Raw genomic sequence first — 25,740 nt, 5'->3', positions numbered from 1 at the left:
CCTGGTAAAGTCGAGGTATGCCTCCACTATAGCGGAGGGCTGCCTCCGCTTGCAACGGGTAGGGCACACGATGGATAGGGTGATCGGATGGTGAGTGAGACCAGGCCGGCCCTGCGGGTCGACGTACGACGGCCGCAGCGGGCCGACGCGCGACGGAACTTCGACGCGCTGCTCGCCGCTGCCCGGGACGCGTTCTCCACCAAGGGCACCGAAGCGTCGCTGGAGGACATCGCGCGGCAGGCCGGCGTCGGGATCGGCACGCTGTACCGCAACTTCCCGACCCGCCAGGATCTGCTGCGGGCTGTGTACCTGGGCGAGATCGAGGAGTTGTGCCTCGCCGCCGAGGATGCCGCCGACCTCCCGCCGTGGGAGGCGCTGTTCACCTGGCTGCGCCGGTTCGTCGCGTACGCCGCGACCAAGCGCGCGATCTACGAGTCACTGAATCGGGAGGCTGCCGAGTTCAGCGAGGCGCGGGAGGCGATGTACGCCGCCGGGACGCCGCTGTTCGAGCGCGCCCAAGAGGCTGGCGAAGCGCGCAAAGACGTGTCCTTCGACGACATGCTCCGGATGGTCAGCGGCCTGACCGCCGCCGGGTTCGTCGACGACGAGCAGCGCGAGCGCGTGCTCCGGATCGCCCTCGACGGCGTCCGCGCCCGGGCCGCCGACTAACCGATCGAGAGGGCGACGCCATCGAGGATGTCGTGCTCGGAGACGATCACCTCGCCGACGGCCATCCGGTCGTACAGGCGCTGCAGGATGAGCGCGCCGGCGCCGATAACGTCCACCCGCCCCGGGTGGATCACCGGGACGCTGCTCCGCTCGGCCCGTGTCGACCGCATCAGCCAGTGCGTCGTCTCGCGGAGCAGCGAACCCGGGATCCGCGAGTGATGGATCCGCTCGGCGTCGTACTCGGTCAGCTTGGACGCGACCGCGCCGACGGTGGTGACCGTGCCGGCGGTCCCGATCAGGGCGCGTGCCGCAGTGATCGGGACGGTGGTGGAGGCCAGGAGTGCGTCGATGTCTTGGGTGGCGGCGGCCAGTTCGGCTGCCGTCGCGGGGTCGGAGACGAGGTGCCGCTCGGTCATCCGGACCGAGCCCATGTCGAGCGACTCGGCGGCGATCACGCCGTTCGCGTCGCCCAGGACGAGTTCGGTGGATCCGCCGCCGATGTCCGCGACGAGGTACGGCCCAGGTACGGCGAGAGCACTCAGACCACCGGTCGCTCCGCGGAAGCTGAGCTCGGCCTCCTCGGCACCTGAGATGATCTCCGGCTCGACGCCGAAGCGTTCCGAGATCCCGGCGAAGAACTTGTCCCGGTTGCTCACATCCCGCGCAGCCGAGGTCGCCACGAACCGCGTCCGCGTAGCTCCGGCGGCTCGAATCACGGCGGCGTACTCGTCGGAGGCCTTGAACACCCGCTCCAAGGCCTCCGGCGCGAACGCCCCGGTCGCATCCACACCCTGCCCGAGCCGCACGATCGTCATCCGCCGATCGATCTGCTTCAGCTCACCATCCACCACATCCGCAATCAGCAGACGGAGAGAATTGGTCCCGCAGTCAACCGCGGCGACCCGGTCAAACACAGGGACCTCGGCGGCCCCAGTCGTCCAGGGCGGCGAGGGCCTCGTCGCCGAGGGGGTTCACACCGGGGCCGGCTGCCAGGGAGTGGCCGACGAGAACGTGGAGGCATTTGACGCGCGCCGGCATGCCACCGGCGGTGATACCGGCGATCTCCTCGACATGCTCAATGGACTCGCGATGGGCGAGGTAGGACTCATGCGCCGCCTGATACTTCGCCGCCAGGTCGGCGTCGGTGCCGAGCCGATCGGTCATTTCCTTCATCATGCCCTCGGCCTCGAGCGTGCCGATCGCCGACGCCAGTCGCGGGCAGGTCACGTAGTACGTGGTCGGGAACGGCGTACCGTCCGGCAGCCGTGGCTCTGTCTCGACAACGTCGGGCAGGCCGCAACTGCAGCGGTGCGCGATCGAGCGGATGCCACGGGCGGTCCGGCCCAACTGCTTGCTGACCGCTTCGGTGTCCTCGGGGCTGACGCTCACCGGGTCGCCTTGGGAGAGGGCGTGATGATCGGCTTCGGGGTGGGTTTGGCCGGGGTGGTGGCCGGCGGCGCGGGCGGTTCGCCGGCGCCTTCGACACTCCCCCAGAGCTTCGTGTACCAGGTCGGCTTCTGCGCGTCCGCCGTACCGTCCGCCGGTGTGTTGGGCTCCGGCGGCGCACCGACCGGCTTCCCGTCCGCGCCGATCACCCGGTAGCCGACCTCGCCCGGCATCACCCAGCCGAGCCGCTGCCGCGCCTGCGCCTTCACGTAGGCGTCGTCGTTCCAGCGGGCGATCTCGTCGTTCAGTTCGCCGACCCGCTTCTCCCGGTCCCGGATCTCCTGCTGCAGCGCGGTGATCTGCTGGTGCTGGTCGAACCACACCCGCAGGCTCTGCGCGTACGACACGATCAGCGCACCCAGCACCAGCAGTACGACGGCCGCCCGGCCGGTCAGGTTGCGGGAGCCCCGAGTCCGAGCCGGTCCGGCGGCCGTTCCCGTCGTACGGCGTTTGGGCTGGTCGCCCCGCCGGGCCGGTGGACGCGACTGGGTACGGCTCGACGGACGCGAGCCGGGTCGTGCACCGGATTCCCGACGGGACGGCATGCTGTCTCGAATCCTCCTGGGTCAGCCCTGGTACCGCGGGAAGGCGGAGCGACCGGCGTACGCCGCGGCGTCGTCCAGCTCCTCCTCGATCCGCAGCAGCTGGTTGTACTTCGCGGTGCGGTCGGACCGGGCCGGGGCACCGGACTTGATCTGGCCACAGTTCGTCGCGACCGCAAGGTCGGCGATGGTGGTGTCCTCGGTCTCGCCGGAGCGGTGGCTCATCATGCAGGTGAAGCCGCTGCGGTGGGCCAGGTCGACCGCGTCCAGGGTCTCGGTCAGCGAACCGATCTGGTTCACCTTGACCAGCAGGCTGTTCGCCGCCTTCTCGGTGATACCGCGCTGCAGCCGCTCGACGTTGGTGACGAACAGGTCGTCGCCGACCAGCTGGGTCTTGGTGCCCAGCTCGGTGGTGATGGCCTTCCAGCCGTCCCAGTCCTCCTCGTTCAGCGGGTCCTCGATCGACACGATCGGGTACGACGCGACCAGGTCGGCGTAGTACGCGATCATCTCGTCGGCCGACTTCTTGCCGCCCTCGAACGCGTACACGCCGTCGGTGTGGAACTCGCTCGCGGCCACGTCCATCGCCAGCGCGATATCCTTGCCGAGCTGCAGACCGGTCTTCTCGACCGCGACCGCGATCAGGTCGAGCGCCTCGCGGTTGCTGGCCAGGTTCGGCGCGAAGCCGCCCTCGTCGCCGAGGCCGGTGGACAGGCCGCGCTCCTTCAGCACCGCCTTCAGCGCGTGGTAGACGGTCGCGCCCTGCATCAGCGCCTCGCCATAGGTGGCCGCGCCGATCGGGGCGATCATGAACTCCTGGACGTCGACGTTGCTGTCCGCGTGCGCACCGCCGTTCAGGATGTTCATCATCGGCACCGGCAGGACGTGCGCGTTCGGGCCGCCGACGTAGCGGAACAGCGGCAGGCCGGCGCTGTCCGCGGCCGCCTTGGCCACTGCGAGGCTGACGCCGAGGATGGCGTTCGCGCCCAGCTTGGCCTTGTTCGGGGTGCCGTCGAGGTCCAGCAGCGCGTGGTCGATCAGCCGCTGCTCATGGACGTCGTACCCGACGATCTCCTTGTCGATGTCCTCCAGGATGGCCGTGACGGCCTTCAGGACGCCCTTGCCGCCGTACCGGGCCTTGTCGCCGTCACGCAGTTCGACGGCCTCGAACTGGCCGGTGGACGCGCCCGACGGGACGGCCGCCCGGGCGACTGTGTCGTCGTCGAGCAGAACCTCGACCTCGACAGTGGGGTTGCCGCGCGAGTCGAGGATCTCGCGGGCGCCGACGGCCTCGATGGTGGCCACATTGACTCCCAAGTTCTCGATGACGAATCGGTCCCGAGCCTAGCCGTCAGACCACCGAGCCCGGTGGACCGCGTCGACCCTAACGATCGCATCCGGCGGTACCTCCCGCGTCAGTAACACTCCGTTGGGCGCCCGATAGACCGCCAGATTGCCTGGATCCACGCCCAGCAAGACATCCACGGCCGATCGCCGTCCGACCTGGCTGTCCTTGGACTGCGCGAGATGGACGTGCGTACGTCGCCCCGGCTTGAGACACTCGTGCTGAATCGCGGACAGTGCCTGGCCATTGGTCCCGTGCCAGAGCAGGTGGTCGGGGTGCACCCGTTCCCAACTGTTCTCCAAGGCTTCACGTGTCACCGGCATCCCTGCGCGTGAGTGCCCCTGACAAGCCCGGATTCGGTCTCTGTCGACCTGGAGCCGCTGCTTGTCGTTGTCCCGGACTGCGGCGTCCAGCCGCTCGCGGGTCAAGTGCAGCAGTTCGAGCACGTCGCTGATCGCCGCCCAGCCGTCCGCACTCATCGTGAGTCCACGCTCACCCGCCGTGTGCCTGAGCAGCCGCGAGACCATCCGGCTGTCTCTGCTCACGACAGCATCCGAAACTATAGCTGGTGTGCTGATTACTAGTTCTGCTGAAGTACTGCGGCGGGTGAGCCTTGAGGTATGAGGAGATTGGGGATTGATATCGGACGGGTCATCATCGACGGATCGTCGGGGTCCGGGGACACGTCGTTCTTCTCCGGCGACACCGCGGCGATGCTGCGGACGCCCGCCGTACCGGGTGCGTTCGAGGCGATCGCACGGCTGGTGCCGCTGTTCGACGAGGCCTGGCTGGTCTCGAAGTGCGGGCCGAGGGTGCAGCAGCGGTCGCTGGATTGGTTGCGTCATCACCGCTTCTTCGAGCGGACCGGGATTGCCAACGGCAACGTTCGCTTCTGCCTGCGCCGACCACAGAAGGCGATCCACTGCGCCGACCTCGCCATCACCCACTTCGTCGACGACAAGCCTGACGTGATCGCGGCCATCAAGCCCGTGGTGGCTCACCGCTACCTGTTCGAGAACTGGGTTGCCACCGAGACGGCGATCCGGCGGGACCTAGCCGGCGTCTGAGCTCCTGCGATCGATGGCCAGGTGGCGGAGCTCGGTCGCGTCCTCCATCAGGCAGTCCCGGATCTGTGGCGGCAGGAGATCCACGCCGCCCAGGTCAGCGCGGCGAACCCAGCGGAAACTGTGCGCGAGCTCCACGGTGTCCTGCGCCGCGTCCGGCGAGAGGCCGTCGGCCCAGGCGAACTCGTAGTAGAAGCAGACCTCCTGATGCAGCGTGCCGTTCAGGGTCAGCATGTCCTCGGTGACCAGCCGGAGTTCACCGACGGTCAGCTCGAGCTGCATCTCCTCGCGGAGTTCACGGACCGCAGCGGCCGCCGCAGGCTCGCCGTACGCGACCTTCCCACCGGGCAGGAACCAGCCGTCGAGGTCATCGACTGCGCACAACAGGATCCGGTCGCGATCGCGGACGATCGCCCCGGCCCGCAGCTTGAAGTTGCCGTCCGGACCCACGCAAGCGATGTCCTCCGGCTGCCCTGCCCAGCCAACCTGTTGTTCCACAGTCAGTGCTCCTCGGAGGCGAAGGCGCGGCGGGCGTCGGCGAGGCCCTTGCGGTTCTCGGCTGGGTCGGCGATGCCTGTGCGGACGTCGGTCGCACACCGCCAGGCGAAGTACCCGGCCTGGACCGCCCATCGGAGCCGGAGGAACGCTGTGAGGCCGGTCTCGACCTCGTGGGCAGACTCCGGCCGCTGCTCGAGATACGCGGGTACGACGTGGTCCGGGGTGCCGGCGTACATGACCGCCGACGCCACGTCGTACAGCACCGGCCCATGCATCGCGCCACCCCAGTCGATCAACGCGACCTCACCATCGGGCTGCCGCAGGAACGCCTCAGCCGCCGGATCTCCGTGCAACCCGGCCCAGGACAGGCCGTCGAGCGCCTGCACACCCTCTACCGCGCCCTCAACCGCCGGCCGGATCCACGCTTCCAGATCCAAGTACTCATCGAACTGCGTCAGCAGGTGAAGCCAGTCCGCCAACTCCCCCGGCGGCGTCGCCGACACACCATGCACCCGCCCGAGCAACTCGCCGACCGCACGCTGATCCTCAACCGTCTCCGCCAGCGGCCGCCCGTCAACGAACTCCAGCACCCCAACCAGCCGGTCCCCCACCCGCTCGGCCACCCGGCCCGCCTGACTAGCCACCGGCCGCCCGGTCACAACTCCCGCATCCCCAACCCGCACCGCCAACTCCAGCCCAGGCACGAACGCGCCATCCCCCACGTCCACGGACTTCACCACCACCCGCCAGCCGTCCGCGGCGGCAAGCCACACAGCGGAGTTCATCCCGCCGGTCAGTTCCTCCACCTGTGTGGGCTTGAGATCCCACCGCTCAAGCAACACTCCGGTGACATCCACCGCCCCACCCTGCCAGCCACACACCACCCCCGCATCCGATTTCCCAGCAGCACCACCACGAGGCGGACCTCCCCCACTCACCATCGCCCGTGACCTGCAAGTGGCAGCAGCCCGCTGAGCGTGAGCCGGTCACGCGATGAGTAGTTGGTGAGTGGCACAGGTCCGCGCACTCGCTGGTCCTCGGGATGTGGACGGCCGCGTTCGCGCGGGTGACCGCCGTGGGTCAGGACGCCTCGGCGGCGCGAATCTCCGCGGTCAGCTGCTGGATCGCGGTCCGGAGTGCCTGTTCGGCGTCGACATCGAGGGTGCGAGCCTCGAGGACCAGCGCCAGCAGCTCCCTGCCGATGCGCTCAGCCTCGGTGCCGGGCGCCGCTGGTGTCAGCTCGGCGGGCAGGACCTTGGCGGCGCGGCCGAGGATTTTGTCGGCCAGGGCCAGGGCCGGGAGGGCGAGCGGGATTCCTTCCAGGACGGAGGAGCGCTGCTTCTCTGCGGCTTTGATGGTTTCCCAGTTGGCCTCGACGGCGGCGGCGTCGGCCGCGTCCACGGTGCCGAAGACGTGGGGGTGCCGGCGGACGAGTTTCTCGACGATATCCCCGGAGACGTCGTCGATCGAGAATCCGTCGTCGGAGCTGTCTTCCTCGGCGATGCGGGAGTGGAAGGCTACCTGTAGCAACAGGTCGCCCAGTTCTTCGCGGAGGTGAGGGCGGTTGCCGGTGTCGATGGCTTCGAGGGTTTCGTAGGTTTCCTCGAGGAGGTACTTCGCCAAGGTCTCGTGGGTTTGCTCCTGGTCCCAGGGGCAGTTGCGGCGGAGGCGGTCCATGACGCGGACGAGGTCGATGAGTCGCGCGCCGGGTACGTCGTACGAGCCGTGCAGGATCTCCACGTCGTACGGCGGCCGCGGCTCCCGGCTGATCTGGTCGGCTACCACGCGGAGCAGCCCGGGTTCGCCGTCCTCACCGACGAGCCAGGCGACCTGACGGCCTGAGGCGGCCGCGGCTGACAACCAGGTCCAGGCCTCGGTGAGCCCGCCCTCGACCTGGGTGACGACCAGTCCGGAGCCGACCACTGCCTGGACATCAGAGCGTGACGGACCACCCGAGGCGCCGATCTCGGCGGCGTCGCCCAGCACCTGCCAGGCGGCACGAGTCAGCAGGCCCGGCGCCACCCGAGGGCTGGTGAGGACCACCTTGATCCCACCAGTGGTCATGCGGGAACCTCAGCCCTGGCCCTGCTGCTGTTGCTGCTGCTGTTCCTGGGCCTCGCGCTTGGCCTTGGCCTGGTCGGACTCCTCGGACAGCGAGCCGGAGACCTTGCCGTCGATGGCGCCGTCGGTCCACTGGCCGAACCGTGGCGCGATGCTGACGTCGATGTTCTTCGACGCGTCCTTGACGACCGCCATGCCGTTCTGCTGCTTCTGCTGCGCCTGCGGGTCGTTCACGCCGGAGCCGCCGCCGAGCTTGATGGTCGCGACCGCCGCCTGCGCGACACCGTTCAGGAAGTCGCGCGACACCGGATTCGCCTGGAACTTCTGGAATGCCGCCTCGTCGCCGACCACGAGCTTCGCGGCCTCGGCGGTCTCCGCGTCGCTGACCGAGATCGACTTCTCTTCGCTGACCTTGGACACCAGCACCGAGTTGACCATCTCGCTCAGCGTGACGCCGGCGGTGAAGTCCTGACCGAGAGCATTGGTGACCGCGCGCGAGGTCTCGTCGACGTCGCCGATGCTGATCTCGGTCCCGCCGACCACGGCCGCCGCGCCCGGGTGCGTTCCCGCCGCGCAGCCGCCGGCCAGCAGCACCATGGCCACTGCCACACCGATCGCCCCAAGCCGTCGAGATGTGCTCACCGAATCTCCTCGTGTCTTCCGTCCAGGTTCACGCCGGCACCCTGATCGGTTCGGCGATCACGTCATCGATCAACCGGGCGCACCACTGCAGCAACTCCTGGTCACGGAGCGGCTGACCGGCGACCGGCCGGGTGGCAGGTCTCGGCACCAGGATCGTACGCAGTTGCGGCTTCACCAGACTCTTCGGGTACAGCCTGTTCAGCCGCAGCACCTTCGAATCGGGCAGCTCGACCGGTCCGAACCGGATCAGATTCCCCTGCAGGGTGACGTCGTGCAGCCCCGCCCGGCGGGCATGGTTGCGGAACTTCGCCACCTCGATCAAGTTCAGCACCGGCTGCGGGATGTCGCCGTACCGGTCGTGCAACTCCTCGACCAGCTCGGCGATGCCCTCGTCGTCGCGGACCGCGGCCAGCCGCTGGTACATCTCCAGCCGGAGCCGCTGCGACGGGATGTAGTCGTGCGGCAGATGCGCGTCGATCGGCAGCTCGATCTTGACCTCGGGCTCCTCGACCTGGGTGTCGCCGCGGTACTCCGCGACCGCCTCGCCGACCAGCCGGACGTAGAGATCGAAGCCGACGTCGGCGATGTGCCCGGACTGCTCGCCGCCGAGCAGGTTGCCGGCGCCGCGGATCTCCAGGTCCTTCATCGCGACCGCCATCCCACCGCCCAGATCGGCGTGCTGCGCGATCGTGGCCAGCCGGTCGTGCGCGGTCTCGGTCAGCGGCTTCTCCGGCGGGAAGAAGAAGTACGCGTACGCGCGTTCCCGGCCACGGCCGACCCGGCCGCGGAGCTGGTGCAGCTGGGACAGGCCGAGCAGATCGGACCGCTCGACGATCATCGTGTTCGCGTTCGAGATGTCGATCCCGGACTCGACGATCGTCGTACAGACGATCACGTCGGACTGCTTCTCCCAGAAGCCCTGGATCACGTTCTCGAGCGTGTGCTCGTTCATCTGGCCGTGGGCCACCGAAACCCGGGCCTCCGGGACGAGCTGGCGGATCCGGGCGGCCGCCTTCTCGATCGTGTTGACCCGGTTGTGGACGACGAAGACCTGGCCCTCGCGGAGCAGCTCACGCCGGATCGCGGCGGTCACCTGGCCCTCTTCGTACGCGCCGACGAAGGTCAGCACCGGGTGCCGCTCCTCCGGCGGCGTCGCGATCGTGGACATCTCGCGGATGCCGGTGATCGACATCTCCAGGGTCCGAGGGATCGGCGTCGCGGACATCGTCAGTACGTCGACCGCGGTTCGCAGCCGCTTCAGCTGCTCCTTGTGCTCGACGCCGAACCGCTGCTCCTCGTCGACGACGACGAGCCCGAGGTCCTTGAACTGCACCTCGCCGGACAGCAGCCGGTGCGTGCCGATCACGACGTCGATGGTCCCGTCGGCCAGCCCGTCGATCGCGGCCTTGGCCTCCTTGTCGGTCTGGAACCGCGACAGCGGCGCCACATTGACCGGGAAGGCGGCGTACCGCTCGGCGAAAGTCGCATAGTGCTGCTGCACCAGCAGCGTCGTCGGAACCAATATGGCGACCTGCTTGCCGTCCTGCACCGCCTTGAAGGCAGCACGGACGGCGATCTCGGTCTTGCCGTAACCGACGTCGCCACACACGATCCGGTCCATCGGCGTGATGCGTTCCATGTCGTGCTTCACGTCGTCGATCGTGGCCAGCTGATCCGGCGTCTCCACGAACGGGAACGCGTCCTCGAGCTCGCGCTGCCACGGGGTGTCCTTGGCGAACGCGTGGCCCTTGGTCGCCTGGCGGGCGGCGTACAGCTTGATCAGCTCGCCGGCGATCTGCCGGACCGCCTTGCGCGCACGGCCCTTGCGCTTGGCCCAGTCGCCGCCGCCCATCTTGTCCAGGGACGGCTGCTCGCCGCCGACGTACCGGGTGACCTGGTCGAGCTGGTCGGTCGGCACGTACAGCCGGTCGCCGGGCTGGCCGCGCTTGCTCGGCGCGAACTCGATCACGACGTACTCGCGGGTGGCCCGCTGGGCACCAGTGCCGACGGTCCGCTGCATCATCTCGACGTACCGGCCGACGCCGTGCTGCTCGTGCACGACGTAGTCGCCGGGCTGCAGCTCCAGCGGATCGATCGTCTTCCTCCGGCGCGAGGGCATCCGCTGCTGCGAACGCCGTTCGGCCGCTGACCGCTGACCGGCCAGGTCGTTCTCGGTGAGAACGGCGAGCTTGATGCCCTCGGCAATGAATCCGTGGTCCAGCTGGCCCTGCGAGATCAGGACGACGCCCGGCGCCGGGATCTCGTCGATGCCCTCGACCGCGCGAGCCGGCAGCTCGGCCTCGGAGAAGACCTCGGCCAGGCGCTGCGCGGGGCCGTGGCCCTCGGTGACGCAGACGACGCGCCAGCCGTCGCGCAGCCATCCACGGACGTCCTCGACCGCGGCCGCCGTCTCACCGCGGTACGGGTCGACCTCGTGCGCCGCGATCACCCGGCTCCGGACCGCGCCGGCGTCCGGGTCGATGTCGAACGAGATCCGCTCGCCCATCGAGTCGCGCAGCTCCGGCGCGTCGGTCGGGGCCGCCGCGAACGGCGACAGGCTCCACCAGGCCAGGCCCTTGCCCAGCGCATGCTCCCGGACGTCGCCGAGCGCCATGTACGCCGCCGCGCCCAGGTCGATCGGGGCCTCGCCACCACCGGCAGCGGCCGCCCACGACGCCTCCAGGAACTCCTGGCTGGTCGCGACCAGGTCGTGCGCGCGAGCCCGCACGCGCTCCGGGTCGCTGACCACGACGTGCGTCCCGGCCGGCATCAGGTCGACCAGCAACTCCATGTCGTCGACCAGCACGGGCGCCAGTGACTCCATACCCTCGACGGCATGTCCTTCGGCCAGCTTCTCGAACAGCTCGGCCAGCTCCGGGTGCTCCTTCGCCAGTACGGCGGCCCGGGCGCGGACCTCGTCGGTCAGCAGCAACTCACGGCACGGAGGAGCCCACAGGCCGTGCTCGGCGATCTCCAGCGACCGCTGGTCGGCGACCGCGAAGTACCGGATCTCCTCGATGTCGTCGCCGAAGAAGTCGACCCGCAGCGGGTGTTCCTCGGTCGGCGGGAAGACGTCGATGATGCCGCCGCGGACCGCGAACTCGCCGCGCCGCTCGACCAGGTCAACCCGGTGGTACGCCGCCCCGGCCAGCTGCTCGACGACATCCTCGAGCTCGACCGAGTCGCCGACGTGCAACTGCACCGGCTTCAGGTCGGCCAGCCCGGCCACCTGCGGCTGCAGCACCGACCGCACCGGCGCGACCAGGATCTTGATCGGCCCGGTCGTCTCGTCCGACGGATCCGGGTGCGCCAGCCGGCGCAGTACGGCGAGCCGACGGCCGACCGTGTCCGACCGGGGCGAGAGCCGCTCGTGCGGGAGGGTCTCCCAGGCCGGGTAGTAGGCGACCGTGCCGGGCTCGACCAGGCACTGCAGTGCCTCGGTGAGCTCCTCCGCCTCGCGGAGCGTCGCGGTGACCGCGAGCACCGGGCGATCGGCGCCCTTCTGCTCCGACGCGATCGCGGCCAGCAGGACCGGGCGGATCGGCCCCGGTGCGCTCAGGTCAAGAGTCGTGACGCCGTCCGGCTGGGTGGAACTCCGGGCATCACGAACGGCCTGGGCCACCACCGGATCGGTGATCAGGGTGTCGACCAGACCGCTCAGCTTCACGAGTTGTACTTCCCTTGAGTGACATCGAGGCCGTCGGTGAGCAGCGACTCGACCGCGTCCGCGGTCCGGTCGACCGCGAAGGGGAGGTCCTTGCGTTCGGTCGAGGAGAACTCGTTCAGGACGAAGTCGGCGGGGTTCTGCCGGCCCGGCGGACGACCCACACCGAACCGGACTCGATAGTACTCACCGGTGCCAAGCGATTTCCGGATCGACTTCAGCCCGTTGTGCCCGTTGTCCCCGCCGCCGAACTTGCAGCGCAGTACGCCGAAGTCGATGTCCAGCTCGTCGTGAACCACGACCAGGCTGGCGGGCTCGACCTTGAAGAACTTCAGCAGCCCGGACACCGGCCCACCGGATTCGTTCATGTACGACCGGGGCCTGGCCAGCACGGTCCGGATCCCGCTGATCCGGGTCTCGATCACCTCGGACTTGACCTGCTTGTGCTGCTTCCACTTGCCGCCGGTCCGGGCGGCCAGTTCGTCGGCCACCAGGTGACCGATGTTGTGCCGGGTGCGCGCATAGGAAGGGCCGGGATTCCCCAGTCCGACGACCAACCACACGTCGTCCGCCACGGATCCCGGCCCTCCAGAATGTCGCTGTGTGCTGAGTGCTGACTACTCCGCGGCAGCGGCGACCGGCTCTTCGGCCGGGGCCTCCGGCTCGTCCCGCTCGATGCCGGCCTCGGCCTCGGCGTCGGCCAGCTCGGCGTCGACCTGCTCGGCGGTCTGCGCCTGGGTGATGTTCACGATCAGGGTGTCGGGCTCGATCGCCAGCGTCGTACCGGCCGGCAGCGGCAGGTCGGAGGCGTGGATCTGGGCGCCGACGTCGAGGCCCTCGATGGAGACGGTGACCCCGTCGGGGATGTGGGTCGCCTCGGCCTCGACCAGCACGCTCGGCTGCTCCAGCACGACCAGCGTGTCGCTGACGGCCTCGCCCTCGAGGTGGACGGCGATGTCGACCTGGACCTTCTCACCGCGCCGGACCATGACCAGGTCGACATGCTCGATGAAGCCCTTGATCGGGTCGCGCTGAACCTGCTTCGGCAGCGCCAGGTGGCTCTCGCCACCGCCGACCTCGATCAACAGCAGGGCGTTGGCGGTCTTCAGGGCCAGCATGGTGTCGTGACCGGGCAGCGTGATGTGCACCGGGTCACTGCCGTGGCCGTACAGGACGGCGGGAACCTTGTTGTCCCGGCGGATTCGGCGGGCAGCACCCTTGCCGAACTCCGTGCGCGCTTCGGCTTGGATCTTGACCTCGGCCACGAGATGAACTCCTCAGATGCGTTGCGGTGATCAGTTGACTAGGTGGAACTCGGCTGCGGCCTCAGCGGGCGCTTTGTGACCCCGGAGAAGGCGTCAGGCAACGAACCACCGCGTCGATCACGGAGCCGCGCCCAACAGTTCTCGGGGGGCGTCCCTCGCCGAGGCAACCAAAACAGTCTACCCACCACTCCGCCCAGACGGGAAATCCGTTCCCCCAGGCACTTTGCTCCGGCTCCGCCACCACTCCCCGTGACCCTTTTCCGAAGGCTCAGGTGAGCTTGGTCCAGACCTGACGGAGCGCTCGGGCCGCATCGCCTTCGAGGCCGGCGGCGTCCAGCGTGGCAGCGAGTTCGTCGAACTCGGGTCCCCAGCGCCAAGCGACGCTCCGCAGCTGCTCCGGCAGCCCGGGATCCTTAAGCGATCCCGCGTCCGCGCGGACCTGCTGCGCAGTCAATGCCTCCGTGACACCGTGCTTCTCGGCCAGTTGAAAGGCCAGCACCGCGAGCGCTGCCTTGCCCTTGTTGTAGAGGGCGTACGACGACTTGGCCGCGCTGGCCGCACCCGGCTCCGCGCCGACCACCATCGCGGTGACCGCAGTGCCGGCCCACAACCCAGCCGCTTGATCAGCAGCAGCACCGGACAGCATCAGATGTGTCGGACTCGGCCCACCGGTCGGCGGTGGGCCAACCACACCGGCGTCCACGAACGTCGCCTCCGGTACGGCGGACTGCGCCTCACGCAACGACATCGGGGACAGCGGGTTCGCCTCGATGTACAGGCCGCCGAAGCCCGCGCTGCCGACCTGCTTGGCGATGTCCACCGCGCCCTGAGGAGCGCACGAGCACAGCACCGCGTCGGCCTCACGCACCGCATCGGCGAACGGCGTACCGATCAGGCCGGCTTCCGCCGCGCGCGCAGCGGAAGCCTCACTCCGTCCCTCCGGCACCCAGTGCACCTCGTGCCCGGCGGCGACCAGTTGGGCCGCGAGCTTCGAGCCCATCGCACCGGGATGGAAGACAGCGATTCGCATGGGCCAGTCCTCTGGGAGAGCGGTCAGTGCCCACCAAGATAGGCCAGTACGGCGAGCACCCGGCGGTGCTGTTCGTCGTTGGTGATCAGCCCGAGCTTCGCCATGATGCTGCCGATGTGCGTCTCGACGGTCCGCTCGGTCAGGAACAGGCGGCGACCGATACCGACGTTGGTGCACCCCTCGGCCATCAACGCGAGCACCTCACGCTCCCGCGGGGTCAACGGCGCCAGCCGATCGTCGGCGCGCTGGCGCCCGATCAACCGGGCGACCACCTCCGGGTCGAGCGCCGATCCGCCGGACGCGACCCGATCCAGCGCGTCGAGGAACTGGTCCACCGCGAGCACACGGTCCTTCAGCAGGTAGCCGAAGCGGCCCGTCGCGACGAGCTCGACCGAGTGCCGGGTCTCGACGTGTTGGGACAGCAGGACGATGCCCAGCTCGGGGTTCTGCATCCGGAGCCGGCGAGCGGCGCGGGCGCCGTCGTCGGTGTGGTCCGGCGGCATCCGAATGTCGATCACCGCGAGGTCCGGCGTCGTCTCGGCGACTGTGGTCAGCAGACTGGGCGCGTCCACGGCCAGACCGGCGATCTCGTGCCCGGCGTCGGCCAGCAACCGTGCCAGCCCCTCGCGGAACAACGCCGAGTCCTCCCCGATCACGATCCGCATGGCAGCACCGCTTCAACCGTCGTACCGCTGCCGACCGGACTCCGCAGCTCCAGCGACCCGCCCACGGCCGCGACCCGATCGAGCAGCCCACTCAGGCCCGACCCCGGCCGAGGCGCCGCTCCCCCACACCCGTTGTCCTCGATCCGCACCCGCACCTCACCCGTCGACCGCGCCACCCGGACCGCGATCGACGTCGCGTTCGCGTACTTCGCGGCGTTCGTCACCGCTTCCGCCGCCACGAAGTACGCCGTGGTAGCCAACTCCTCGGGCAGATCGGGCGGGATCTGCAGGCGGACCGGGATCGGCAGCGATTGCGTGATCGCGCTCAACGCCGCGTGCAATCCGTCGTCGAGGCTGCCCGGACGCAGCCCGTGCGCGATCTGCCGCAGCTCGGCGACCGCAGTGGTCAGCTCCGCGACTCCCTGATCGAGTAACCCGTCGACATCGACCGATCCGTCGTCCAGATGCCGCTGCGCCAGCCGCAGCGCCATACCCAGCGACACCAGCCGCTGCTGCGCCCCGTCGTGCAGATCCCGCTCGAGCCGCCGCCGCTCAGCATCCCCCGCCTGCACCAGCCGCGCCCGACTCGCGGCGACCTCACGCAACGCACCGGCCAGCTCGGCACGCAACCGCGTCACCTCGACCAGGCTGGCCGCCCCAGCCGCCACAGCCCTCAGTACGGCGGGACTGGTTGCATCAGACGCCAGTACGCCGATCTGCGCGCCACCCAGCGTCACCGGCACCAACTGTAGTCCGCTGACCGGCGTACCGGCCGCATCGACGAAGCCGGACGCGCCGGGGACGAGCAAACCCACCCGCAGCGCCGGATCGCGCAGTGCGGTGCGCAGTGCGGACTCCAGCTCCTCCGGTTGCGCCTGCTCGGTGTGAATCCGCCGCTGCAGATCCTCGATCGCCAGCAGGGCAGCACGACGCGGCGGGTAGAGCCGCCGGTCCACCGAGCGCTGCAGGCGAGAGCGCAGTGGCGCCAGCACCAACGCACACAGCGCTGTGGCGGCCGCAGCCACGACGGCCGAGTCCCGACCAAGCACGAGCCCAAGCGACACGGCGGCGACGGCATAGGTGCCCAGCAGGACCACCATGACGATCCCGTACGTGACGGTGTCGGCCAGCACCCGGTCGACGTCGTACAGGTCGTGCCGGAGCATTGCCACCGCGACCGACGCCGGGAGGCTGACCAGCGCGATGATGCCGAAGACGGTCGCGACGATGCCGGTGTGTCCGGTGACGACGATCTCGGCTCCGCAGACCACCGGGTAGAGCACAGCGGCCAGTCCGGCGAGTGACAGCCACTTGAGCTGCGCACGCTCCTTGCCGGTCGACCGGCGGGCTCGGATCAGCACCGCGACCGCCGCGGCCAGGCACACGGCCAGGAAGCCGAAGAACACCACGTCGCTGACGATCCGCAGTACTCCGGACAACGGTTCGTACGGCCGGGGCAGGTCCTGAAGAGGTGGCAGGAAGGGTTCTGGGGCGAAGACACCGAAAACCTGTTGTGCCACACCGAGCAGCAGCAGGACCGGCGCGACCGGTCTCCACCGGCGACTCACCATCTGACCGGTCGGGAAGTAGAGCAACAGGCACGCAACCGCGACCAGCAGCCACCAGCCGCTCTCCTCGAGCCAGGCGACGACCCGACTGTCCAACGGCAGCCGACGGGGATCGTGGACCACGGCGTTGTAGTAGACATCGCGTCCCGTCAGGAAGACCGCGATCGCACCCATCCAGCCGAGGATCGCCCCGACCGGGTTGACCGGCTCACGCCGGCTGACGACGAGCCCGAGTACGGCGATCGCGGTCCCGATCGCGGCCAGGCCGACGAAGTTCCGGACCGTGTGCGGACCGGTGCGGTACGCGATCAGCAGCCAGGAGCTCCCCGCGACCATCGCCAGGACGAGCAGGAAGGTACCGAGCGCGACCCATCGCGGCCACCGCATGTCGTCAGAGTAAGGCCGCAACCCGCCGTCCGGACTCCGCGCCAGCACGGAGATGCGCCTCCGTACCCGCTCCGATGTGTCACCGCGCCCGCCCGGCGTTTCCTGAGGTCGTCAGCTCACCTCACGGAGGAACACCATGACGACCCGAACCGCACCACCTCCCACCGTTGCCGATCCCGTACGCCGGCGCCGGGTCGGAATCGTTGCCTTGCTCCTGGCAATCACCGCCGTTGTGGCGGTTCCGGGCGGACTGCTCTGGCCGGAACCGGCCGCGGGCGGCGAGACGTACGCCTACAGCGACATCCAGCCGTTCCGCGACCTGTGGTGGGGCCTGCTGGTGGTTCTCAGCGGTGCACTGGTGATCAACGTGCCCGCTCAGGCGCTGCTGACGACGCTGCTCGTGCGCCGCCGCGGAGCCGCCTGGGCGACCACCGGTGCCGTGGTGATGTGGATCGGCACCGCGCTGTACGCCGTCGGAGGCGCCGGCTGGGCAGCGGCGTACTACTTCGCTACCGCACCCGGTGTCGACGCCAGTGTCATCGAGCGGATCAACGACGACTCCGCCCACCTGTTCGGCGTGCTGGTCCCCGGCGCCCTACTCGTTGCTCTCGGCACCGTCATCCAGGCGGTCGGCCTCTGGCGCTCCCACGCCGTACCCCGCTGGATCCCCGTGCTGTGGCTGACGATCATCGCAACGTTCGTCGTACCCGGCAACGGCATCGGCGGTCTGCTCACCGCGTTGCCGATGACCGCCGCATCACTCGGTACGGCGTACTACGCATGGCGTCAGGCCTGACTGTCTGGAGACGGGACGCTACCCCTCGTCGTCGTTCGGTCCGAGCCGTTGCCCAGGGCTGCGACGAGGTGCAGCGTGGAAGGAACAGCGGATCTCTGGGGAGGGGACTCCAATGAGCGAGAACGCAATGGGGCGCCGCCAGGCGCTGAGGGGTGCAGGCATCGCCGCGGGTGGTGTGGCGATCGCGGGGCTGGCGACTGCCACGCCGGCCATGGCAGACGACAACGGGCTGTCCGGCAGCTGGATGTGCCGCCGGCAGGACGACGGCTCGACCGACAAGGTACGGCTGATCCTGAGCTTCGCCGCGGGTGGTGTGATCGTGTCGCACGACATCAGCCCGGCCGGACCGCCGTTCACCGGCACGTGGTCGAAGCACGGCAAGTGGTTCCAGGCGACCTTCTGGACCGGGTTCCCCGGCGAGCAGGGACCGGAATCGGTCGGTCCGACGATCCGGGTGCAGCTCCGCGGATCGGTGTCCCACGGCAAGCTGTCGGCGACGTACCGCTTCACCGTGTACGCGCCGAACAGCGAGACCCAGGTGGTGGAGACTGGCAAGGGGAAGGTGACCGGTCGCCGGATCAGCGCCTGACAGGGTTGCGGCCTGACCGTCGGGCGTCCGACTGGGTACGACGTCCGACGGTCAGGCGCGGCCCTCGAACAGGCTGGTCACCGAGCCGTCCTCGAAGACCTCGCGGATGGCCCGGCTGATCAGCGGCGCGATCGACAGCTCGGTCAGCTTGTCGAACCGGCGGTCCTCCGCGATCGGCAGCGTGTTGGTGACGATCACCTCGCTGGCCTGGCAGTTCTTCAGCCGGTCGACCGCCGGACCCGACAGGATCGCGTGCGTCGCCGCGATCACCACGCCCGCCGCGCCCTCGGCGTACAGCGCGTCGGCCGCCTTGGTGATGGTGCCGGCGGTGTCGATCATGTCGTCGACCAGGATGCAGACCCGGCCCTTGACCTCACCGACGACCCGGTTCGCGACCGTCTCGTTCGGCCGCTCGATGTCGCGGGTCTTGTGGATGAAGGCCAGCGGCGCGTTGTTCAGCCGGGCCGACCACTGCTCGGCCACCTTGATCCGGCCGGCGTCCGGCGACACCACGGCGAGCTTCTGGTCGCCGTACTTGGTCCGGACGTACTCGCTCAGGATCGGCAGCGCCATCAGGTGGTCCACCGGACCGTCGAAGAAGCCCTGGATCTGCGAGGTGTGCAGGTCGACGCAGATCAGCCGGTCCGCGCCGGCGGTCTTGAACAGGTCGGCCATCAGCCGGGCCGAGATCGGTTCGCGGCCGCGGTGCTTCTTGTCCTGCCGGGCGTACCCGTAGAACGGCAGCACCACGGTGATCCGCTTGGCCGACGCCCGCTTGAGCGCGTCGACCATGATCAGCTGCTCCATGATCCACTCGTTGATCGGCGAGGTGTGGCTCTGGATCACGAACGCGTCGCTGCCCCGGACCGACTCCTCGAACCGGACGTAGATCTCGCCGTTGGCGAAGTCGTACGCCGCGGTCGGGACCAGGCCGGTGCCGAGCTGCTCGACGACCTCCTCGGCCAGACCGGGATGGGCCCGGCCGGAGAACACCATCAGGTTCTTCTCGGTGGTTCGCTTCATCCCGCTCATGGCCCGGCCTCCCGTTACTTCTTCTCGCCAGTGTCGCCCAACGCCGCGTGATCCGCCGGTGCCTGTCCGGCATCGGCCGACAGCGCTTCTTCGGCCGCCTTCGCCGTCTTGGTGCCGGCCCGCTTGCGCGCGACCCAGCCCTTGATGTTGCGCTGCCGCCCGCGCGCGACCGCGATCTCGCCCGGGCCGACGTCCTCGGTCAGCGCCGTACCGGCGGCCAGGTAGGCGCCGTCTGCGATGGTCCGCGGTGCGACCAGCACCGAGTTGCTGCCGATGAACGAGTGCTTGCCGACAATCGTCGGGTGCTTCGCCACGCCGTCGTAGTTGGCGAAGATCGTGCCGGCGCCGATGTTCGCGCCCTCACCGATCGTCGCGTCTCCGGCGTACGACAGGTGCGGCACCTTGGCGCCGTCGCCGATGGTGCTGTTCTTGGTCTCGACGAACGTACCGATCTTGGCCTTCACGCCCAGCTTGGTCCCGGGGCGGAGGTAGGCGAACGGTCCGACGTTCGCGCCGTCGCCGATCACCGAGCTCGACCCGTGCGCGCGGATGATCGTGGCGTCGGAGCCGATCTGTACGTCGGTCAGCGTCGTGTCCGGGCCGATCGTCGTACCGGACCCGACCGTGGTCGCGCCGTGCAGCTGCGTGTTCGGCAGCAGGGTGGCGTCGCGCTCGATCCGGACCGTCTGGTCGACCCACGTGGTGTTCGGGTCGACGACCGTCACGCCGGCGCGCATCAGCTTGTCGAGGTTCCGGCGGTTCAGCTCGGCTCGTAGCGTGGCCAGTTGGACGCGGTCGTTCACGCCCTCGGTCTGTATCGCGTCCTCGGTCGCGTAGGCGCCGACCCGCTTGCCGTCACTCTTCGCGATGGCCAGTACGTCGGTCAGGTAGAGCTCGCCCTGCGCGTTGTCGGTGGTCAGCCGGCTCAGCCCATCACGCAGCGTGGCCGCGTCGAAGGCGTAGATGCCGGCGTTGATCTCGTCGATCTGTCGCTGCTGCGGCGTCGCGTCCTTGTGCTCGACGATCCCGGCGACGGTGCCGTCGTCTCCCGGGATGATCCGTCCGTACCCGGTCGGGTCGGGCACCCGCGCGGTGAGGACGGTGATCGCGTTCCCCTGCTTGTCGTGCTCGGCGATCAGCTCGTGGAGCGTCTCCGCCTCCAGCAGCGGCACGTCGCCTGACGTGACGACGACCGAGCCCTCGAAGTCGGCCGGTACGGCGGTCAGCCCGGCGCGAACCGCGTCACCGGTCCCGCGCTGCTGCTCCTGGACGGCGATCCGGGCTCCGGGGTCGATCTCCTTCAGATGAGCCTCGACCAGCTCCCGGCCGTTGCCGACCACGACCACCAGGTGTTCGGGGTCGAGTGCACGGGCGGTGACCACCGCGTGCCCGACGAGACTGCGCCCGCCGATCTCGTGCAACACCTTCGGGATCGCCGATTTCATCCTGGTTCCCAGACCGGCGGCCATGATGACGACCGCCGCGGGACGATGGGAAGTCACGCGGTCTTCTCCTCGAGTTCCCTGCGAGTTTCTGGAACAAGTATCGGCACGGACACTCGAAACTGTGCCCGCGCAAGCCTACTTGCTCCTCAGACCGGAACCCGCACGGCCTCCGCGCGGCCGTGCGGGATCACGTGACTCGTCTCACGGCATTGTCAGTAGGCGAAGGCGGTGAAGGCCGAGAACGGAGCGTCCGGAGTGGCGCTGGTGAGGCCGGCCGTCCACAGCCGCCCGTCGGCAGCGGCGGCTCCGGTCAGGGTGCCGTACTCGGCGCCCGGGCTCGGTGCTTCGACGAACTTCGAACCGCGATACTCCAGCACGTAGGGCTTCGCGAAGATGCTGTTGCCGGATTCCTCGAATCGCTCCCCCACTGCGACCGGGCGGTTGTCACGCAGTGCGACGTCGTACAGCTGTGACCATCCGGTCGGGGCCGGCACCCGGGTCCAGGAGACGCCGTCGTAGTGCAGGACCAGTGGACGCTCCTCGGCGACATGCTCCACACCGACGAGCCAGATGTCCTTCGGCCCGGCCACCGCGATGCCGGTGGGGATCTGGGAGCCATCGGCCGGTACGTCGTCCACCAGCGTCCACCGCTTGCCGTCGAAGTGCGCCAGTCCGCCGTTCAGCCCGAGCCAGGCGTCCTGCGCGGAGATGACGGCCAGGGTGTTGCCGTTGATGGATCCCTCAAGTCCCGCCGTCAGTGGCTGCCACGATCCACCGGCGTACCGGTAGACGACCGCGTGCTCCTGCCCGTCGACGTTGGCCCAGCCAGCCGCCCAGACGGCGCCGTTCGGACCGATGGCGACGGTGCCGAACGACCCAGTCGGCACTGACGGCCCCGGTACGACGCGCCAGCGGGTGCCGTTCCAGTGCATCACCAACGGCTTGGGGGTCGCGGGATCGGCACGGTCCTCGCCGACCGCCCAGACGTTCTTGGCTCCGGCCACTGCCACGCTCTGAAGCGTCGCGTTCGTGCGCACCGGCTGTGCGGTGGCCGTCCAGCGCTCGCCGTCCCAGCGCAGCGCGAGCGGCCGCTGGTCCTGGAACCCGTCGATCTGGTCCCCACCCACGGCCCAGGTCTCCCCCGCCCGGCTGTCGATGTCGTCAAGGTTCGCCGGCTGCCGCCCGGTCGGAGTCACCGTCCACTGCAACGCCGCCTGCGCGGCGGCCGGCTGTGCTTCCGCGGTGATCGAGCTGCCTGTGAACACGCACGCAACCACCCCGAGAACCGCCACAAGCCTGCGCGTCCCCCGATTGTTCTCCCGCACTGAATGCCTCCACATCACTGTCCGGTCCCACGCGAATCGCAGGCACCACACCTCTAGACGCCTTCAACCCCACGTCCCGTCACGCCTGATCTGCATATGGCCCGACGCGGACGGGAGGGTCTGCGCATGGCGCGGCGCGGAGTGAGTTTGTTGTGACGGTTGGGCAGCTGGCGTGGGAGTGACCTCCGCAGGGGAGGATGGGTGGTATGGAGCGGGTTGGGCAGCCGAGGGATGGGGATGAGCGGGGGATCTTGCTGGGGTGGTTGGGATTTCATCGGGATGCGTTGCGGGCCAAGTGTGACGGGCTGAGTGCGGAGCAGCTGGTGACGCGGGCGGTGGTGCCGTCGGCGTTGTCGCTGCTGGGGATCGTCCGGCACATGGCGGAGATGGAGCGCGCGTACGGCGTCTGGGCGCTCGGCCCGAAGACCGAGTTGGAATGGGTCTGGGGGCAGTACACCGACGACGGTCCTGAGTGGGACTTCGACGTCGACGCCTCGATGGTGGACGCGTCGATGGCTGCCTGGGAACGCGAACGCACGGCCCACGACGAGCTGATCGCGCGGCACACCTCACTCGACGACATCGGACCCGCCAGCGGCATGAGCCTGCGCTGGAACCTGCAGAAGCTGGTCGGCGAGTACGCCCGCCACAACGGCCACGCCGACCTGATCCGCGAAGCACTCGACGGCCGAACCGGCGAATGACCAGGAGCGAACCATGGGACTCACTCTCGGAGCAATCGTTCTCAACGTGAAGGACATCGGCCCCGCGGCCGAGTTCTGGCGTCAGGCTCTCGGGTACGGCGCCGCACCCGACAACCCCGACTTCCTCGTCCCGCCAGGCGGCCGGCCCACCGAACTCCACCTCGACGAAACCGACCGCACCCACCTGGATCTCTGGGTCGACCGCAGCACGTCCACCGTCGAGGCCGAGATCGACCGCCTGATCGCCCTCGGCGCCCGCCGCGTCGAGGACTGGACCTACCCGCCCAACGCGGACTTCGTCGTACTCGCCGCCCCTGACGACACCGTCTTCTGCGTCATCGGTTGAGCAGTCGCCGAACCGCAGCTCCGGCCAATCCCCCTGCTCCACACCATCTGGAACTGATGCTCCTATTGGTGTCAAGCCGTGTTGAGCCAGGCGCGGTAGCGGTGGGCGAGTTCGTAGTCGGGGAACGTGCCGAGTTCGGTGCGGGTGATTTTGGTGATGTAGGTGTTCATCGCCTGGGCGGCCGCGGCGAGGGTGATGTTTTTGGCTTGCCGGGTGGGGCGGAGGTCGGCGAGCTCGGGCGCGGCCTGGCCTTGGGTGAGGGATCGGAAGATCTCACGGGCGAGGGCTCGTTTGAGGCGGCGGAGGATTTCTGCGGTGTCGCGGCCCTTGGCGCGGTGGGCCCGGACGTAGTCGCGGGTGCGTGGGTCGCAGGTCATTCGGACCAAGGCGATGGTGTGGAGTGCGTGGTTGGCGGCCCGGTCGCCGCCACGTGAGAGCCGGTAGCGGGTGGTTTTGCCCGACGAAGCCGGGACCGGGGCGGCGCCGCACAAGGCGGCGAAGGAGCTTTCGCTGCGCAGCCGGTCAGGGTTCGCGCCGGCGGTGACGAGCAGTTGTGCCGCGGTGGCCGGCCCGACCCCGCGCAGCGAGAGCAGGTGAGGGTTGGCTGCCCGGGTGAGATCCTTGAGCTGCTGGTCGAGTTCGGCGACCTGCCGGCTGAGGAAGCGGTGACGCTGGGCCAGCGCCTTCAACGCGGTCAGCACGGCCCGGACGATGGAGTCGCGGTGGTGGGCTGGTCGGCAGCCGGCCAGCGCGTCGACCAGTGGCTGGTCACGCAGCGGCCGGTATTTCTCCCGCAGCACGACGGGAGCCGTGATGAGCATGTGATGGATCTGGTTCATCGCGGCGGTACGTGCCTTGACCGCGGACCGGCGGACGATGTGCAGGGCACGGATCGCCTCGACCTGCTCGGTCTTGGCGGCCGCGTCGGCGCGGCCGGCCAGCACCGCATGAGCGGCCTGATAGGCGTCCAGAGGATCGGACTTGCCACGCATCCGGCGCCGGGCACGATCCGGGCGGGTGACTTCGCGGACCTCGATCCCCGCGGCCTGGGCGGCCCGAGTCAGCCCGGCGCCGTAGGAACTGGTGCCCTCGATCCCGATCACCACCAGCGTCCCGAACGTCGCCAGGAACGCCAGCGCGGCCCGGTAACCGTCCGGGGTGGTGCCGAACTCACGATCACCTAGTTCGCGGCCGACCTGGTCAACCGCCGCGACGTGGATCGTGTCGGCGTGGGTGTCAACGCCTCCGGTCACCGTGCCCGCGGCAGCAGCAGTCACTGTCATGATGGGTCTTGCCTTCCGTGTCGATCGGACAGGTCGACGCCGGCCGGGCGGCAGACAAGACATTAATGAGGCTTTGCCAGGCTCTTATTAGGTCATGCCGCCCGGCCGGCGACGGAACTCCCGAGCACCGGACGGACCAATTTGCAGTCAACCCAGCAGGGCGACAGTCGGCGGACGAGCCACGGCGCCCGAGAGCCTGCCCATCATTAATGTCGGCGGTGGGTGTGATGCTGTCCACGTTCGATCGGCGAAAGGGGACACAGATGTCCGGCAGAGAGGCTCCCCGTCTGACGCATGTCCGCGCGAATGTGCGCGACCTGCCCAGCGCGATCACGTGGTACGAGGATTTGCTCGGCGTCCAGGCACAAGGGCATTGGCCACCCGACGCCCCGACGTACGCCCACTTCACCCTCGGCCCCACGCAGTTCGCCCTCGGTCAGCCCTCGCAGCCTGCGACAACGCGCTTGAACGGGACCATCTGACGCACCGACGAGCAACACTCCGGGCCTGAGGTTTGGCATGCTCGGTGGCATGGGTGATGGGGCGCTGGTCGACGTCGGGGATGTCACGTTGTTCGTGCGGGAGCTCGGCGAGCGTGGTGACAAGCCGTCGTTGGTGGTGATGCACGGCGGGCCGGATGTCGGGCACGGCTATCTGGTGCCCGGGTTCGAACCGCTGGCTCGCGACCATCACGTCGTACTGTTCGACTTCCGTGGCTGCGGCCGGAGCACCCGGGGCCTTCCCGACGAGGACCTTCAACCGGAGTACGTCGTACAGGACACGCATCAGCTGATCGACAAGCTTGGCCTCGGACAGGTGGACCTGCTGGGCTTCTCCACCGGCGGCAGGGCGGCGATGCAGTTCGTGGACAGGCATCCTGAGCAGGTACGGCGGCTTGTCCTCGCGTCGACCACGGCTTACACCGATGCGGAGCAGTACCTGGCGGGCTGGGAGGAATACCAGCGGCGCCAGCGAGCGGAGGACGCCGCCGGCGGGAGGTTGCGGAACTCCACCGTCTTCGTTTGGGACCTCGACCTCGCACCGGCGTACCTGGAACTGCTGGAAAGCCTGGGTTCCGACACCGGCGACTGGAGCGAGGAACGCGCCATCAACGGCGACATGCACCCGTGGTGCCCCGGCGACCCCGAATGCATCCTCCGCGACTCCGGCAAGCCCATCCTCATCCTCCACGGCGAACAAGACATGGGCTTCCCCGTCCAACTCGCCCGCCGCCTCCACGCCGCCCTCCCCACCAGCCACCTGGCCGTCATCCCCAACACCGCCCACATGTGCCACTTCGAAAACCCAACCACCTGGTCCAACCACATCCGCGACTTCCTCCAGTCCCCTGAGCAGACCGCCGACAGCTGAGGC

The 25,740-nt window shown here is 69.1% G+C and carries 27 protein-coding genes; 8 read left to right on the top strand and 19 right to left on the bottom strand.

All coding sequences use genetic code 11. The annotated features are described in order from the left end of the window. Window positions 1-87 precede the first annotated feature (87 nt). Window positions 88-669, top strand: a complete 582-nt coding sequence (locus OG817_RS00935) for a TetR/AcrR family transcriptional regulator (protein WP_406051521.1) — start codon at window positions 88-90, stop codon at window positions 667-669. On the opposite strand, the gene OG817_RS00930 is transcribed toward OG817_RS00935, so the two are convergent. Genes OG817_RS00930 through OG817_RS00910 form a run of 5 tightly spaced genes read right to left on the bottom strand, consistent with a single transcriptional unit; the run spans window position 666 to window position 4,547 of the window. After that, window positions 666-1,583, bottom strand: a complete 918-nt coding sequence (locus tag OG817_RS00930) for an exopolyphosphatase (RefSeq protein WP_406051520.1) — start codon at window positions 1,581-1,583, stop codon at window positions 666-668. The two genes, OG817_RS00935 and OG817_RS00930, sit on opposite strands and share 4 nt — an antisense overlap. After that, complete coding sequence (locus OG817_RS00925) at window positions 1,576-2,058, bottom strand: DUF501 domain-containing protein (protein ID WP_406051519.1); 483 nt, start codon at window positions 2,056-2,058, stop codon at window positions 1,576-1,578. Before OG817_RS00925 ends, OG817_RS00930 begins: the two co-directional genes overlap by 8 nt. Further along, entirely contained in the window at window positions 2,055-2,660 is a 606-nt protein-coding gene (locus OG817_RS00920) for a septum formation initiator family protein (RefSeq protein WP_406051518.1), read from the bottom strand. Before OG817_RS00920 ends, OG817_RS00925 begins: the two co-directional genes overlap by 4 nt. Window positions 2,661-2,681: 21 nt before the next feature. Beyond that, the gene (eno, locus tag OG817_RS00915) at window positions 2,682-3,962 is read right to left on the bottom strand and encodes a phosphopyruvate hydratase (protein ID WP_406051517.1); all 1,281 of its coding nucleotides are present in this window, start codon (window positions 3,960-3,962) and stop codon (window positions 2,682-2,684) included. Window positions 3,963-4,001: 39 nt separating this feature from the next. Continuing rightward, entirely contained in the window at window positions 4,002-4,547 is a 546-nt protein-coding gene (locus OG817_RS00910; RefSeq protein ID WP_406051516.1) for an RNA 2'-phosphotransferase, read from the bottom strand. 75 nt (window positions 4,548-4,622) lie between these two features. Here OG817_RS00910 and OG817_RS00905 point away from each other — a divergent pair, with 75 nt between their 5' ends. After that, window positions 4,623-5,069, top strand: coding sequence for a hypothetical protein (locus OG817_RS00905; protein ID WP_406051515.1), 447 nt, complete (start codon window positions 4,623-4,625; stop codon window positions 5,067-5,069). On the opposite strand, the gene OG817_RS00900 is transcribed toward OG817_RS00905, so the two are convergent. From OG817_RS00900 to OG817_RS00855, 10 genes are all read right to left on the bottom strand, one after another. Continuing rightward, window positions 5,055-5,564 (bottom strand): NUDIX domain-containing protein, encoded by a 510-nt coding sequence (locus tag OG817_RS00900; protein ID WP_406051514.1) that lies wholly within the window; start codon window positions 5,562-5,564, stop codon window positions 5,055-5,057. The two genes, OG817_RS00905 and OG817_RS00900, sit on opposite strands and share 15 nt — an antisense overlap. A gap of 2 nt (window positions 5,565-5,566) precedes the next feature. Further along, window positions 5,567-6,421 carry a phosphotransferase enzyme family protein gene (locus OG817_RS00895; RefSeq protein WP_406051512.1) on the bottom strand — a complete coding sequence of 285 codons (855 nt, stop codon included), beginning with the start codon at window positions 6,419-6,421 and terminating at the stop codon, window positions 5,567-5,569. A 223-nt stretch (window positions 6,422-6,644) separates the two neighbouring features. Continuing rightward, on the bottom strand, window positions 6,645-7,628 hold the full coding sequence (locus OG817_RS00890; protein ID WP_406051511.1) for a MazG family protein: 984 nt from the start codon (window positions 7,626-7,628) through the stop codon (window positions 6,645-6,647). A gap of 9 nt (window positions 7,629-7,637) precedes the next feature. Further along, entirely contained in the window at window positions 7,638-8,267 is a 630-nt protein-coding gene (locus tag OG817_RS00885; RefSeq protein ID WP_406051510.1) for a hypothetical protein, read from the bottom strand. Between the two features lie 28 nt (window positions 8,268-8,295). Beyond that, window positions 8,296-11,934, bottom strand: a complete 3,639-nt coding sequence (gene mfd, locus OG817_RS00880) for a transcription-repair coupling factor (protein ID WP_406051509.1) — start codon at window positions 11,932-11,934, stop codon at window positions 8,296-8,298. Beyond that, window positions 11,931-12,506, bottom strand: a complete 576-nt coding sequence (pth, locus tag OG817_RS00875) for an aminoacyl-tRNA hydrolase (protein ID WP_396397893.1) — start codon at window positions 12,504-12,506, stop codon at window positions 11,931-11,933. Before pth ends, mfd begins: the two co-directional genes overlap by 4 nt. A gap of 42 nt (window positions 12,507-12,548) precedes the next feature. Then, window positions 12,549-13,196: a 50S ribosomal protein L25/general stress protein Ctc gene (locus OG817_RS00870; protein ID WP_406051507.1), complete on the bottom strand. Its 648-nt coding sequence runs from the start codon at window positions 13,194-13,196 to the stop codon at window positions 12,549-12,551. 268 nt (window positions 13,197-13,464) lie between these two features. Continuing rightward, window positions 13,465-14,226: an NAD(P)-binding domain-containing protein gene (locus OG817_RS00865; protein ID WP_406051506.1), complete on the bottom strand. Its 762-nt coding sequence runs from the start codon at window positions 14,224-14,226 to the stop codon at window positions 13,465-13,467. 23 nt (window positions 14,227-14,249) lie between these two features. Further along, window positions 14,250-14,891, bottom strand: a complete 642-nt coding sequence (locus tag OG817_RS00860) for a response regulator transcription factor (protein WP_131363012.1) — start codon at window positions 14,889-14,891, stop codon at window positions 14,250-14,252. Next, a complete protein-coding gene (locus tag OG817_RS00855; protein ID WP_406051505.1) occupies window positions 14,879-16,846 on the bottom strand; it encodes a sensor histidine kinase in 1,968 nt (655 codons plus the stop codon). The genes OG817_RS00860 and OG817_RS00855 overlap by 13 nt, the downstream gene beginning before the upstream one ends. Before the next feature lie 136 nt (window positions 16,847-16,982). Here OG817_RS00855 and OG817_RS00850 point away from each other — a divergent pair, with 136 nt between their 5' ends. Both OG817_RS00850 and OG817_RS00845 read left to right on the top strand, forming a co-directional pair. Next, complete coding sequence (locus OG817_RS00850; protein ID WP_406051504.1) at window positions 16,983-17,642, top strand: hypothetical protein; 660 nt, start codon at window positions 16,983-16,985, stop codon at window positions 17,640-17,642. A 112-nt stretch (window positions 17,643-17,754) separates the two neighbouring features. Further along, window positions 17,755-18,231, top strand: coding sequence for a hypothetical protein (locus OG817_RS00845; protein WP_406051503.1), 477 nt, complete (start codon window positions 17,755-17,757; stop codon window positions 18,229-18,231). 51 nt (window positions 18,232-18,282) lie between these two features. On the opposite strand, the gene OG817_RS00840 is transcribed toward OG817_RS00845, so the two are convergent. From OG817_RS00840 to OG817_RS00830, 3 genes are all read right to left on the bottom strand, one after another. Continuing rightward, window positions 18,283-19,263, bottom strand: coding sequence for a ribose-phosphate diphosphokinase (locus tag OG817_RS00840; protein ID WP_396397899.1), 981 nt, complete (start codon window positions 19,261-19,263; stop codon window positions 18,283-18,285). 14 nt (window positions 19,264-19,277) lie between these two features. Then, window positions 19,278-20,765 (bottom strand): bifunctional UDP-N-acetylglucosamine diphosphorylase/glucosamine-1-phosphate N-acetyltransferase GlmU, encoded by a 1,488-nt coding sequence (gene glmU, locus OG817_RS00835; protein ID WP_406051501.1) that lies wholly within the window; start codon window positions 20,763-20,765, stop codon window positions 19,278-19,280. 155 nt (window positions 20,766-20,920) lie between these two features. Beyond that, window positions 20,921-21,973, bottom strand: a complete 1,053-nt coding sequence (locus OG817_RS00830) for a hypothetical protein (protein ID WP_406051500.1) — start codon at window positions 21,971-21,973, stop codon at window positions 20,921-20,923. 266 nt (window positions 21,974-22,239) lie between these two features. On the opposite strand from OG817_RS00830, the gene OG817_RS00825 reads away from it, so the two are divergent. Together OG817_RS00825 and OG817_RS00820 are read left to right on the top strand one after the other, a co-directional pair. Then, on the top strand, window positions 22,240-22,737 hold the full coding sequence (locus OG817_RS00825) for a DUF664 domain-containing protein (RefSeq protein WP_406051499.1): 498 nt from the start codon (window positions 22,240-22,242) through the stop codon (window positions 22,735-22,737). A 13-nt stretch (window positions 22,738-22,750) separates the two neighbouring features. Next, complete coding sequence (locus OG817_RS00820; RefSeq protein WP_406051498.1) at window positions 22,751-23,083, top strand: VOC family protein; 333 nt, start codon at window positions 22,751-22,753, stop codon at window positions 23,081-23,083. A gap of 71 nt (window positions 23,084-23,154) precedes the next feature. Here OG817_RS00820 and OG817_RS00815 read toward each other — a convergent pair whose 3' ends face one another. After that, window positions 23,155-24,366: an IS110 family transposase gene (locus OG817_RS00815; protein ID WP_406046741.1), complete on the bottom strand. Its 1,212-nt coding sequence runs from the start codon at window positions 24,364-24,366 to the stop codon at window positions 23,155-23,157. Window positions 24,367-24,629: 263 nt separating this feature from the next. On the opposite strand from OG817_RS00815, the gene OG817_RS00810 reads away from it, so the two are divergent. Together OG817_RS00810 and OG817_RS00805 are read left to right on the top strand one after the other, a co-directional pair. Then, window positions 24,630-24,848 carry a VOC family protein gene (locus OG817_RS00810; RefSeq protein ID WP_406051497.1) on the top strand — a complete coding sequence of 73 codons (219 nt, stop codon included), beginning with the start codon at window positions 24,630-24,632 and terminating at the stop codon, window positions 24,846-24,848. A 49-nt stretch (window positions 24,849-24,897) separates the two neighbouring features. Beyond that, complete coding sequence (locus tag OG817_RS00805; protein ID WP_406051496.1) at window positions 24,898-25,737, top strand: alpha/beta fold hydrolase; 840 nt, start codon at window positions 24,898-24,900, stop codon at window positions 25,735-25,737. Window positions 25,738-25,740: the final 3 nt, after the last annotated feature.

This window comes from Kribbella sp. NBC_00889, assembly GCF_045207705.1.
In the GTDB taxonomy this organism is placed as follows: domain Bacteria; phylum Actinomycetota; class Actinomycetes; order Propionibacteriales; family Kribbellaceae; genus Kribbella.
This window is presented reverse-complemented; position numbering and strand designations above follow the sequence as displayed.